Here is a 12,041-nt window from a genome sequence, read left to right as displayed (position 1 = left end):
GTGAGTAGCCTACCCGCGCAAGAGCGCTCGGTACATGTCCAACCGATCCACCGGCGCGGCGGATTCGGCGCCATAAGCGCCTACCCCGGCTAATTGCTGTAGAGACGCCGCACACAGCTCCCGCACGTCGGCGCCGGAGAGCGCCGTGCCATCGTCATTGACCCAGCCGAGCGCATCCATGGTGGTCTCCACGACGGAATCGGTCAGCTCCGCGCCACCCATGCAGGATAGGGCCAGCGCCATGGACCAAAAGGCGTCTTTGCCCTCATGGGTCACCTCGCGCGGCAGGCTGGCGAGCACGCGGGCGGTATGCGGTGTGAGGTCGGTTTCCCTGCCTAGGTCCATCGCTTGCAGCAGCGGGACAAAATCATAGAGTTTGGTGCGCTCAATCAAATTGCGCACGGGGGACGATACCGCGGAAAAGACTTCATCGGTAACCTCTTGGCCAGTCAATTCACGGTTCACGCTGGTCAGCTCAAAGGGCTGAAAGAGCGATCCGGAGCCACCCACGCATAACGCCTCTGGGGTGCCGTTATCGCGGGGATAAATCTCGGCTACTACCAGCTCGAAGTCCCACAATCCCCAGGCGAAGTCGATTTGATCGCCCTCGCGCCACAGGAATTCGGAGGCCTGGCGCTCCGGATCGATGCGCGGGCCACGGGCCTCGGTGTGTTCATAAAAGTGCCAGGGGGATTCCTCCTCCGGCAGGCCAAAGCAGATACGCAGCACGCGGTGCAGCTCGGTGAAGGTCAGAGCATCGCTAAAACCTATCTGGCGGTGCACCTCGCCATCGGCGCGAATATTCGCGGCTTGGCAGATGATGGTGAGGGGCTCGCGTTTGAGGGATACCACGCCATCGGCGCGTTTGGCCCGCGCCTGTGCGATATCGGTGACCCCTGCATTCATGAGCCCCACCATACGCAAGTTTTAGGAAGCTAGTTTTGCAATATCGCGCGCTTCCAGCTCACTAATGAGGAACGTCAGCGCCGCCCCAATGGCGCCCAAGAGGGTCCACGGCCGCTTGGCACCGCGCTTGCGCAGGAACTTCACCATCCGGCGGGAAAGGGCAACGTTCATCCACCCGCCCAGGATGAGCAGCAGCACCACGGCGGCAAAAATAGCCCAGGGCTTGAGGCCTTGATCGGCACTATCCTGCGGCGAGCGCGGCTCATCGCCGTCCTGCTCAGCGTGCGCGTTGGTATAGGCCACTAGGGCGCCAAAGCCAAAGAAAGACAAGGTATACGCGGTAATCAAGCCGCCCTTGGATGTGATCCAATCCGGATAGGAGGTCGCAATGCCCACGGCGGCGGCCTGGGTGATACGGCCAGCCAGGGTGTCATCGAGGGCGTAGTTGTCTTGGCGCTGATCGTGCGTCTCACGGTTGTTGGTCATAGCGACTACTTTAAGCGGCGGTAAGCTAATGCGCATGTACTCGGAAAAGACAAAGCATATGACGCCGGCGCAGCAGGCGGCACAGGATGTGCGCGCGGAGGACGATAAGCGCAACGGCCACTTCGAGGCCACGGAGCATACCGATGTGCCGTTGAGCCCTTTCATGACTCGCCTGATGGCAGAGGAATTGCCCATGCTGGATTCCTCCTCACGGGCTCGCGTCTATGAACTTTTGCGGGAGTATGATGGCCCGATTATTGAATCCCAGGAGGAGCTGCCGGAGGAGATCCGCACACTCATGGATCTGTAAACGGGCACATTCGGGCAGTACAACCGTCCGTTTTGTACCGAATATCACTCGGTTCACTCCAACCACCCTCGTGTGAGCTAGGTAGGCTAGAGAAGCGACATAAATCCGTCGAGCAAAGAGTAAGAGATGGAATTACATACCACTGAAAAGTCCCTGCACGGCTGGGGCCGCACCGCCCCGACGACCGCCCACGTTCTCGCCACCGAAGACGTGGACGTCATTAAGAAGGCCATGGCCCAGGTTGCAGAAGATAACTCGGATAAGCCCGCCCACCTGCGCCGCGGCGTCATCGCCCGCGGTATGGGCCGCTCCTACGGTGACCCCGCCCAAAATGGCGGCGGCCTGGTCATCGACATGCAAAAGCTCAATAAGATCCACTCCATCGACCCGGAGTCCGCTCTGGTGGACGTCGATGGCGGCGTCACCTTGGATCAGCTGATGAAGGCCGCCCTGCCATATGGCCTGTGGGTTCCGGTTCTACCGGGTACCCGCCAGGTCACCATCGGTGGTGCTATCGGCCCGGATATTCACGGCAAGAACCACCACTCCGCCGGTTCCTTTGGTAACCACGTGGTCTCCATGGAGCTGCTCGTGGCCGATGGACGCGTGCTGCACCTGACCCCGGAGGGATCCGAGGATGACCCGAGCGGCGACCTCTTCTGGGCCACCGTCGGCGGCATGGGCCTGACCGGCATCATCCTGCGCGCCACCATCCGCATGACCAAGACGGAAACCGCCTACTTCATCGCGGATACGGACCGCACCGATAACTTGGATGAGACCATCGCCTTCCACTCCGATGGTTCCGAGCACAACTACACCTATTCTTCCGCCTGGTTCGATGTCATTTCACCAGAACCAAAGCTGGGCCGCTCCACCATTTCCCGCGGCTCGCTGGCCACCCTGGCACAGCTGGAAGAGCTCGCCCCGAAGCTGGCCAAGGACCCACTGAAGTTCAATGCGCCGCAGCTGATGACGGTGCCGGATATCTTCCCGTCCTGGACCATGAATAAGCTCTCCCTCTCCGCTGTGGGTCTGGCGTACTACACCATGGGTGCACCAGCGAAAAACCAGGTCAAGAATCTGACGCAGTTCTACCAGCCGCTGGATCTCATCGGCGAGTGGAACCGCGGCTACGGTTCCAAGGGCTTCCTGCAGTACCAGTTCGTGGTACCGACCGAGGCCGTGGAGCCGTTCAAGGAGATCATCCGCGATATGCAGCGCTCCGGCCACTACTCCGCCCTCAACGTGTTCAAACTCTTCGGTGAAGGCAACCGCGCGCCGCTGTCCTACCCGATGCCGGGCTGGAATGTCTGCGTGGACTTCCCCATCCGTCCGGGCCTGGGCAAGTTCCTGGATGACCTGGACCGCCGCGTGATGGAATTCGGCGGCCGCCTCTACCTGGCCAAGGAATCCCGCACCTCCGCGGAGAACTTCCACAAGATGTACCCGGGCATGGAAGGCTGGCTGAAGACCCGCAACGAGATCGACCCGACCGGCGTCTTTGCCTCCGATATGTCCCGCCGCCTCGAGCTGCACTAATCACTGGAAATAACACCTTTAAGGAGATTTACTGACCATGCTTAATGCAGTAGGCCAAGCACAACACATCCTGCTTCTGGGCGGCACCTCTGAGATCGGCCTCGGCGTCGTCTCCGAGTTCCTGCAGCGCGGCCCGGCCAAGGTCACCCTGGCCGCCCGGCCGGAGTCCCCGCGCATCGCCCAGGCCAAGGCTGACCTGGAATCCCGCGGCGCTGACGTAGAGGTCTTGGACTTCGACGCCACCGACTTCGACTCCCACCCGGACGTTATTAATAAGGCCTGGTCCCGCGGCGACGTCGACGTAGCCATCGTTGCCTTCGGCACCCTGGGTGACCAGGAAGAGCTGTGGCAAAACCACGACAAGGCCGTCGCCTCCGCGCAGACCAACTACACCGCACCGGTGTCCGTAGGCGTGCTCTTGGGTGAGAAGTTCAAGCACCAAGGCCACGGCACCATCATCGCTATGTCCTCCGTGGCAGGCATGCGCGTGCGCCGGTCCAACTTTGTCTACGGCGCTTCCAAGGCCGGCGTGGACGGCTTCTACATCAACCTGGGCGAGGCCCTGCGCGGCACCGGCGCCAACGTGCTGGTCGTCCGCCCGGGCCAGGTGCGCACCAAGATGTCCGCCGAGGCTGGCGACGCCCCACTGACCGTCAACGTCTCCGACGTTGCCGAGGCCACCGTCAAGGCCGTGCTCGAGGGCAAGCAGTCCATCTTCGTACACCCACTGTTTGAGTACGTGTCTTTGGCATTCAAGTTCATCCCGCAGGCCATCTTCCGCAAGCTGCCGTTCTAAAACGCCGCGGCTTTCCGCGCTGGCGCTAGCCGGTCGGCTCGCCTCCGCCCCGCCCCCGCTCTACCTCCTCGCCGCACACCCCGCGGCGAGGGAGGTGACGGGGGCGGTGGTGTATCAGGGGGACGTCGGCAAGCAAGTGCTCACCTGCCCGCGCCAAATCTGGGCTGTGGGGCTTGGGTATGCGAAACTAATGGGCATGACAAGCACCGCTGTACCCGCCCAGTTAACGCCCGTGAGCGAGGATAACCGCACCGAGGCCTACCGCGCCGATGCGCTGACCCCTCGCGCGACCTTGCTGGGTATCGTGCTGGCCGCCCTGGCCGGTGGCGTGGTAACGCTGCTGGGCTGGTTTGCCTTCAAGACGGTCTCGCTGCCGTCCTTTAATACCTCCATGGTCACTCGCGCGCTGACCACGGTGGGAGTGGTGCTCACGCTGGCCTTGGCCGGCGGGCTGTGCGTGTGGTGGCTCTATGACCACTACAAGGATTCCTTTACCCGGCCGCGCTGGCGAGCCTGGCTGACCTACGCGGTCACCTACCTGTCTCCCGCTTTGCTGACCCTGGCCGCCGTGGGCCTGCCGCTGTCCGCCTCCCGCTTGTGGCTCGATGGCGTGCAGGTGGATCAGGCCTTCCGCACCCAGTTCCTCACCCGTTCGGTGGATGAGATGGGCTATGCGGACATGAACTACCAGGACATGCCGTCCTTTTACCCCATTGGCTGGTTCTGGTTGGGCGGCCGCTTGGGTGCGCTCATGGGAATTCCGGGCTGGGAGGTCTACCAGCCCTGGGCGCTCATCTCCATTGCCGTAGCCGGCTGTATTTTGGTGCCCATCTGGCAACGCCTGACCAGTTCCCTGCCGGTCGCCACCGCCATCGCCCTGGTGACCACCGCGATTACGCTCACCATCGCGGCCGAGGAGCCCTATTCCGCGGTCATTGCCATGGGGCTGCCCGCCATTGCGGTACTTAGCGCCCGCGCCTTCCGCGGCTCCTGGCTGGCCACCCTGGGAGTAACGCTCTACCTGGGCATTTCCGCTACGTTCTATACCCTTTTCACCGGTGCGGCCGCACTTACCGTAGTCAGCCTCATCGCGCTGCTTACCGCGCTCTATGAACATACGTGGCGCCCCATCCTGCGCCTGGTGATCATGGCGGTAGGATCCATTGCCATCGCCCTTATCGCCTGGGGGCCCTACCTATGGTCGGTCATGCACTCACCGGCGCCGCTGCAAACCACCGCGCAGCACTACCTGCCGGAGGAAGGCACACAAATTCCAGTGCCTTTCCTGTCTTTCAGCATTGTGGGCTTCCTCTGCCTCATGGGGCTTATCTACATCGTCATCCGCCTCAATGACGTGGAGGTACGCGCGCTGGGCATCTCCCTCCTTGGCACCTACCTGTGGACCGTGGTGTCTATGGTGGCAACCCTGGCCGGTACCACGCTGCTCAGCTTCCGCCTCGAGGTGATCGTGGTGCTCCTCTTTGCCACCGCCGGCGTCCTGGCCTTGGCAGAGATTCGTCTACTCGGTGTGCACCGCCTCTACCCGGCGCGTTTCTCCCACACCACCAATAAGCAGATCACTGCGGTCTTTGGCATCATCTTGGCCCTGGCCGGCGTCTTCTATGCGCAGCAGATTCCAGAGGCTAACGAGGACGCCATCGATCACGCCTATAGCGATACCGATGGCTACGGCGAACGCGCGGACCGCTTCACCAGCGATTCCGCCCACTACTACCTGGATATCCACAACTTCATTCAGGACCAGGGCTATACGCCGGATGAAACGGTGGTGCTCACGGATGAAAAGACCTTCATGTCTTATTACCCCTACTGGGGCTTTAACGCCTTTACCAGCCACTACGCCAATCCTTTGGGCGAGTTCAGCACCCGCAACGAGCAGATTGAAACTTGGGCCAATGATTCCTGGGACATGCAGCCGGAGGAGTTCCGCAAGGCCTTGGATTCTGCTCCCTGGCGCGGCCCGGATGTCATGATGTTCCGCGGCGACCTGGAAAATAAGGACGATGGCTTCAAGTTCCACCTGGCAGAAGATATCTATCCCAACCAGCCGAATATTCGCTACCGCGCGGTCTTCTTCAATGCCGACGTTTTTGATGAAGGCTGGAAGTTGCAGCAAACCGGCCCCTTTGTAACAGCCGTTCGCACCAAGTAAGTTCACCCACACTTCCCGCCCGCGGCAGGGTGTGCCCGCGGGCCGAGGGGGTTATCTGACGTAAACTAATCGCCGTGTCAGATAGCCTCACTACGAATACCACCCAAGCGCGACCTGCCGCTGCCGGCTCCCGCTTCACCGCCGCCCCCGCGGGCCTGCGGTGGACCGCAATCATTGCCGGGCTGATTGGTTTCCTGTGTTTTGTAGCGACCCCGCTACTGCCGGTGACCCAAACCCAGTCCTCTTATGATTGGCCGCAGCATGATTCCGTGCAGTCCATCAACGCGCCGCTCATTTCCGTCGCCCCGGAGGACCTGAAGGCCACCATCCCCATCTCCGCAGTCGATGAACTGCGCGAGGGCCAGTCCATGGTCTACGGCACCGTCCCGCCGGAGTCCAAGAAGGCCTCCAATCGCGGCCTTTTCGTCCGCGCGAATGACGAGGGCCTGTCCGTTGTGTCCTTGGATGAGGTGCTGCTTACCCTCAATGCCAAAGAGGTAGCCAAGCTCCCCAAGGACGCCAAGATTGAAATTTCCGCTTCGGGCGATGGCACCTCCGTGAGCGTGGGCGAGCATGAAAAGACCACCGAGGAGGATCTGCGCCCGCAGGTCACCGGTGTCTATACCGAAATCGACGATAAGGCTGACGTGCAAGCCCTGCTTGACGATGGCCTCAATGTCCACGTCGATATCAACTCCCGCTTTACCTCGTCCCCGACGTTGCTCAAGACCATTGCCATGTGGATGGGCATCGCCATGGTGGTCGTGTCCCTGTTCTGCCTGTGGCGCATCGACCGCCTCGATGGCCGCCGCTTCGGCTTCATGCCCGAGACGTGGAAGAAGGTGCGCCCGCTCGATGGCGTGGTCGCTGCCATTTTGGGATTCTGGTACATCCTCGGCGCCAATACCTCCGATGATGGCTTCATCTTCTCCATGAGCCGCGTCTTCGATCACGCGACCTATATGGCCAATTACTACCGCTGGTACGGCGTGCCGGAGGCGCCCTTTGGCTCCCCCTATTACGACCTGGTTGCCGTACTCTCCCAGATTTCTACCGCCTCGGTCTTCGTGCGTCTGCCGGGCCTGATTTCCGGGCTCATCATCTGGTTTATCCTTTCCCGCGAGATGCTGCCGCGCTTTGGCCAGCTTGTCGACGGCCGCCGGGTCGCCCACTGGACCGCAGCGCTGATGTTCTTGGCCTTCTGGCTGCCGTATAACAACGGCACTCGCCCAGAGCCCATCGTGGCGCTCGGTGTGATGTTTACCTGGGCTTCCTTCGAGCGCGCCATTGCCACCCGCCGCCTGCTTCCGGCGGCCGTGGGCACCATCGCCGCAACCATCACCTTGGCCGCCGGCCCCACCGGCCTTTTTGCCGTGGGCGTCTTCCTGGTTAGCCTGCCGCACCTCTTCCGTGCCATGGCCGAGCGCGTACCGTCCATGGGCGGTGGCGCCCTCGGCTGGCTTTCGCTCATTGCGCCGTTCCTGAGCGCTGGCACCGCCATCATGGTCGCCGCCTTTGGTGACCAGACGCTGTCTACCGTGCTGGAATCCACTCGCGTGCGCTCCGAGGTCGGCCCCTCCCTGCCGTGGTACGCCGAGTACGCGCGCTACTCCACCCTTTTCCAGGAATCCGTGGATGGCTCGCTGACCCGCCGCTTCGCGGTCTTCACCATGCTCTTCTGCCTGGTGCTCATCGTGGCGGCCTTTATCAAGGACCGCCGCGTCGTTGGTGCTGCCGTCGGCCCGACCCAGCGCCTGCTCATCATCGTGGCGCTGTCCATGTTCTTCCTCATGTTCACCCCCACCAAGTGGACCCACCACTTTGGCATCTACGCCGGCGTGGCCGGTGTCATCGCCGCCCTCGGTGCCGTGGTGCTCTCTCAGTTTGCGCTGCGTTCGCCGCGCGCTCGCACCTTCGCCATCGCCGCGGTGGTCTTCTTGCTCGCCATCTCCTTCGCCGGCTGGAACGCCTGGTGGTACGTATCCTCCTTTGGCATTCCGTGGTGGGATCGCACGGTGCAGCTCAAGGCCATCGAGGCCAATAAGGTGCTGCTCGCCATCGCCCTCATCATTTTCGCCATCGGCGTGGTGCAGTCCCTGCGCCATAGCTACCGCAAGTCCCAGGCGGAAGAGGCGGGAGCACTCGCGGAGTTTGAAAAGAATGCCGCCGCCAAGGTCTCGCGTTCGGCCGGCATCATGTCCGCGCCCATCGCCCTGGCCTGCGCCATCGTGGTAGCCCTTTCTTGTGCTTCCTTTGCTAAGGCCACCGTCTCCCAGGCGGATTCCTACTCCGTGGGCAAGGGCAACCTGGCTTCTCTGCGCGGCAATACCTGCGCGCTGGCGGATCAGACCATGGTGGAGACCAATACCAATGACTCCTTCCTGACCCCGGTGGACGGCGACTTGGGCGATTCCCTGGTGGATGAGGACGAAACCCACACTGGCTTCGACCCGAACTTCATCCCGGAATCCATCGAGCCGGAAAACCAAAACTCCGCCTCCGTGGGTGCCATCGCGGATGGCTCTAGCGATTCCTCCTCCGATAGCGCCGAGACCGCTACCTCCGGCGCGGATGCTGAATCCGGCGGCGCGAGCGATTCTGCCGATTCCCAGGAGTCGAAGGATAAGAAGGACAAGAAGTCCAAGGAAACCACCAATACCTCTGAGGGCGGCGTGCGCGGCACCCAGGGCGTCAATGGCTCCACCATGCACCTGCCATTCAACCTGGACTACACCAAGGTGCCGGTGCTCGGTTCCTATAACGAGGGCCAAGACTCCACCTCTGAAGTAACCACCAAGTGGTACAACCTGCCAGAGGCCAAGGACAATACCCCGGTTCTCGCCGTGTCCGCAGCCGGCAATATCTACCACCACGATGTCAACGGGGTGGAGCAAGAAGGCATGGAGCTTCGCCTCGAGTACGGCACCATCGATGACTCCGGCAAGGTCACCAATACCGGCGAGGAAGAACTCTCCGCCGTCGGCGCCACGCCGAAGTGGCGCAACCTGCGCCTGCCGCTGGATAAGCTGCCGCAAGACGCCAACGTGGTGCGCCTGGTAGCCACGGATGATTCCACCGATGAGGAAGATTGGCTGGCCTTTACCCCGCCGCGCGTACCGGAGCTGGATACCATCAATAACCAGTTCTCCAAGGACACCCCGGCGCTGCTGGACTGGGCCGTAGCCCTGCAGTTCCCATGTCAGCGCACCTTCGACCACTTTGCCGGTGTGACGGAAATCCCGGAGTACCGCGTCCTGCCGGATTCCTCGGCGCAGACCTCGCTAACGGACTTCCAGTCCTTCTCCGGTGGTGGCGCCATGTCCACCGCGGAGGCGGTCAACTACTCCTATGAGATCCCGAGCTACCTCAATAATGACTGGGCCCGCGATTGGGGTGCCATTGAAAAGTACGAGCTGCGTACCGATTCACAGGGCAATGCCCCAGTCCCCGCCGAGATCGATTATGAGGACGTTACCCGTTCCGGTCTGTGGAAAGACTCCGAGATGAAGATTCGCCCCGAGGGCGAGGAATAGTCTCACCTGCGGCAGCGCCTCGGCCCCGCTGCGGGGCGCGCAACCGCCGCACAACCCAATCGCCTAGGAAAAAGATCACAAGCGAGGCGCCAAAGAGCGGCGCGATGATCGAATAGGCCATCACCCCCGCCAGCACGGCGGGGGTAATTTTTAGCTCGGGCAGGCCGCGGCGCGGCTTTATCCACCACATCCGCAGACCCGCGATACTCACCACGAGCAATCCCAAGGCCAGCGCCGCCAAGGCGATCTGGCTATAGATGCCAAAAAGCGTCCCCATGTGCAGCTGGATGAGCCACGAGGTTAGCTGTGCGGCAAGCGGCCAGTCGGCGGAATTGATGCGGTCGATAACCTCCCCGTTCGGAGTCACTGCTACGGCATCACTGCGCAGCTTAAAGGCCGCACGAGCCTCGCGCACGCCCCACGCATCACCTGGCTTTTCCGGTGGGGTCATCTCCAGAACCCCGGTCAAGCCTTGGCTGCGTGCTGCCGACAATGCGGTTTGGGCCCCGACAAGTTTCGCAGCGCCCTCGTGTCCCGCATGGCTCGCATGGCCCTTGTGACCAGCGTGGCCGGAATGCTCCCCCGTCTCAGTGCTAGCGCCCACTTCCGCAACGGAGGTTGCCACGGACGGCTCCTTCCAATTCAATTCCTCGCGCACCTTGCCAATCGCGGTACCCGCCACCAGCGACCACGTCAGGCCGGTGACGGTCAGGAAGAGAAAGCCTGGCAGCAACCAAGTGCCCACGCGGGCATGCAACGTCAGCGGCTTGGAAAGCCGCTTTCTATTCTTCTGCTTACGCTTAAGCCACAGGTAAAGACCAAGGATGCTCAGCGCACCGAGCCACGAGGCCGCAAGTTCGGCATAGAGGCGGCCCGGCTCGCCTAGCCACAAAGTGCGGTGACCATTAGATGCCCACGTGCGGAAAGGTAGCGCCCGCGAGCCGCCATATTGTTGTAGTTCACCAGTGATGTGTAGATCCACCGGGTCTACAAAGACGGCATGGGTATAGCTGGAGTTGGGGGCGGTGGGGTCGTCGAAAAGCACGCGGGTGGTCTCCTGCGGGTCTTCGGAAGGCTCGACTCGAACCACGTCCCCGTCCGGGTGCTGGCGCTGGGCGGCGGCAATCTGCTCGTCTAGGCTGCGTGGGTTGCCTGGCGCCGTGGCGGTTACCTCATCGTGATAAATCCACGGTTCAAAGGTGGGTGCCAAGGCGTAGAGAAAGCCGCTTAACGCTGCGACTATGAGGAAGGGCGCGATGATAACGCCGGCGAGTTTATGCAGGCGCGATAGCGCGCCATGGGTGGATATAGTCATGCGGAACTAGTCGCACCCTTGTTGAAACTAGTTCCCTTTTAGTATGGAACCGCCAGGAACCTCTTATTTTTCTAGCTCGCCTGCCAGGAACGCCGCCGCATCCCGCACGCGCTGCCGCGCCACCGCCGGGGTGGACACACGGTGGGTGGAAACATAATCGCGCGCCGCGGCACCGGGCACGGAAACGCGCGCGGCAATCTCATCCTCGGTGGCGGTCTGCACGAAAGTGTGCGGACCAAGCTCAAATAGGTCCGCTGGGATGCCGTATCCGGCGCGCAGGTCCTCCGGCAGGTTTGCCAGGGCATCGAAATCGGGGAAGGTGAGCAGGAGGGCGTCGGCAGGCGCCAGCACCGCCAGCGCCCCGCCGGAGGAATAACCCCAGGTAGTAACGCTAGAAGCACCCTGCTCGCGGGCATAGTCGATGGCTTGCTGCACGGCAGTGACCATCTCCGCCACGGTGTGCTCGGGGGCGAGGGGATAATCCACGTCAATGATGGTGGTGCCGGATAGCTGCGCGGCGGCGGCTACCTCGGGGCGCCACTGCATCTCCAGCGCTTGGCCACCGCCGCGCCACCAGCCGCCCGAATGCAGCGACACCGCCCACCGGCCGGTGGGCGTGCTGGGCCGGAAAATGGCACCCACCTCGGACTCTTCTACGCTAATGCCTTCCGTGTACGCAGTACCTGGCAGCGCATGATCCACCGCAGTACCGAGCACCATCATTGCCGCATGGGTAATGCGATCCGGCAAGAGCGCGCAATATTGGTCCGCCTCAGGGGAGCCGCCCCCGGCCCACGGCGGGCGAAAATCCGGGGTGTCATAGTGGGCGTCGATATAGGCAACAAGCTGCTCGAGCTGTTCCTTCTCCTCCATCTGGCGGTCTTGGCCGCCGATGTGCCATTCCTGGCCGGGCTCCAGCGGGCGGTGCGGGTCCTGGTTAGCATCTGCGTTAGTCATGCCACCGAGCCTACGCGCACCGC

Annotated in this window: 9 protein-coding genes; 5 read left to right on the top strand and 4 right to left on the bottom strand. The window is 62.3% G+C overall.

The window, feature by feature from the left end:
- Nucleotides 1–9: 9 nt before the first annotated feature.
- Nucleotides 10–918 (bottom strand): hypothetical protein, encoded by a 909-nt coding sequence (locus tag QKD99_RS09360; RefSeq protein WP_347951314.1) that lies wholly within the window; start codon nucleotides 916–918, stop codon nucleotides 10–12.
- A 9-nt stretch (nucleotides 919–927) separates the two neighbouring features.
- Nucleotides 928–1,392, bottom strand: coding sequence for a hypothetical protein (locus QKD99_RS09355; RefSeq protein ID WP_049377070.1), 465 nt, complete (start codon nucleotides 1,390–1,392; stop codon nucleotides 928–930).
- A gap of 34 nt (nucleotides 1,393–1,426) precedes the next feature.
- On the opposite strand from QKD99_RS09355, the gene QKD99_RS09350 reads away from it, so the two are divergent.
- The 5 genes from QKD99_RS09350 to QKD99_RS09330 all read left to right on the top strand — a co-directional run bounded on the left by QKD99_RS09350 (nucleotide 1,427) and on the right by QKD99_RS09330 (nucleotide 9,746).
- Nucleotides 1,427–1,702, top strand: a complete 276-nt coding sequence (locus QKD99_RS09350) for a hypothetical protein (RefSeq protein WP_347951301.1) — start codon at nucleotides 1,427–1,429, stop codon at nucleotides 1,700–1,702.
- Nucleotides 1,703–1,828: 126 nt separating this feature from the next.
- On the top strand, nucleotides 1,829–3,244 hold the full coding sequence (locus QKD99_RS09345) for an FAD-binding oxidoreductase (RefSeq protein ID WP_347951300.1): 1,416 nt from the start codon (nucleotides 1,829–1,831) through the stop codon (nucleotides 3,242–3,244).
- Nucleotides 3,245–3,281: 37 nt separating this feature from the next.
- Nucleotides 3,282–4,040 (top strand): decaprenylphospho-beta-D-erythro-pentofuranosid-2-ulose 2-reductase, encoded by a 759-nt coding sequence (locus tag QKD99_RS09340; RefSeq protein WP_284844614.1) that lies wholly within the window; start codon nucleotides 3,282–3,284, stop codon nucleotides 4,038–4,040.
- A gap of 196 nt (nucleotides 4,041–4,236) precedes the next feature.
- A complete protein-coding gene (locus tag QKD99_RS09335; RefSeq protein ID WP_347951299.1) occupies nucleotides 4,237–6,213 on the top strand; it encodes a galactan 5-O-arabinofuranosyltransferase in 1,977 nt (658 codons plus the stop codon).
- Nucleotides 6,214–6,287: 74 nt separating this feature from the next.
- The gene (locus tag QKD99_RS09330; RefSeq protein WP_347951298.1) at nucleotides 6,288–9,746 is read left to right on the top strand and encodes an arabinosyltransferase domain-containing protein; all 3,459 of its coding nucleotides are present in this window, start codon (nucleotides 6,288–6,290) and stop codon (nucleotides 9,744–9,746) included.
- Here the strand turns inward: QKD99_RS09330 and QKD99_RS09325 are convergent.
- Complete coding sequence (locus QKD99_RS09325; RefSeq protein ID WP_347951297.1) at nucleotides 9,685–11,061, bottom strand: PepSY domain-containing protein; 1,377 nt, start codon at nucleotides 11,059–11,061, stop codon at nucleotides 9,685–9,687. The two genes, QKD99_RS09330 and QKD99_RS09325, sit on opposite strands and share 62 nt — an antisense overlap.
- Before the next feature lie 63 nt (nucleotides 11,062–11,124).
- Nucleotides 11,125–12,018 carry an alpha/beta hydrolase gene (locus QKD99_RS09320; RefSeq protein WP_347951296.1) on the bottom strand — a complete coding sequence of 298 codons (894 nt, stop codon included), beginning with the start codon at nucleotides 12,016–12,018 and terminating at the stop codon, nucleotides 11,125–11,127.
- Nucleotides 12,019–12,041: the final 23 nt, after the last annotated feature.

The organism is Corynebacterium sp. c3Ub_189, from assembly GCF_039907195.1.
Classification (GTDB): domain Bacteria; phylum Actinomycetota; class Actinomycetes; order Mycobacteriales; family Mycobacteriaceae; genus Corynebacterium.
Note: the sequence above shows the minus strand (reverse complement) of the source record. Positions and strands in the feature narration are given on the sequence as shown.

Excerpts from the sequence above, each read along its gene's own strand:
- QKD99_RS09345 (WP_347951300.1), top strand. The coding sequence starts at position 1,829 with ATGGAATTACATACCACTGAAAAGTCCCTGCACGGCTGGGGCCGCACC.
- QKD99_RS09325 (WP_347951297.1), bottom strand. The coding sequence starts at position 11,061 with ATGACTATATCCACCCATGGCGCGCTATCGCGCCTGCATAAACTCGCC.
- QKD99_RS09335 (WP_347951299.1), top strand. The coding sequence starts at position 4,237 with ATGACAAGCACCGCTGTACCCGCCCAGTTAACGCCCGTGAGCGAGGAT.
- QKD99_RS09320 (WP_347951296.1), bottom strand. The coding sequence starts at position 12,018 with ATGACTAACGCAGATGCTAACCAGGACCCGCACCGCCCGCTGGAGCCC.
- QKD99_RS09350 (WP_347951301.1), top strand. The coding sequence starts at position 1,427 with ATGTACTCGGAAAAGACAAAGCATATGACGCCGGCGCAGCAGGCGGCA.
- QKD99_RS09360 (WP_347951314.1), bottom strand. The coding sequence starts at position 918 with ATGGTGGGGCTCATGAATGCAGGGGTCACCGATATCGCACAGGCGCGG.
- QKD99_RS09355 (WP_049377070.1), bottom strand. The coding sequence starts at position 1,392 with ATGACCAACAACCGTGAGACGCACGATCAGCGCCAAGACAACTACGCC.
- QKD99_RS09340 (WP_284844614.1), top strand. The coding sequence starts at position 3,282 with ATGCTTAATGCAGTAGGCCAAGCACAACACATCCTGCTTCTGGGCGGC.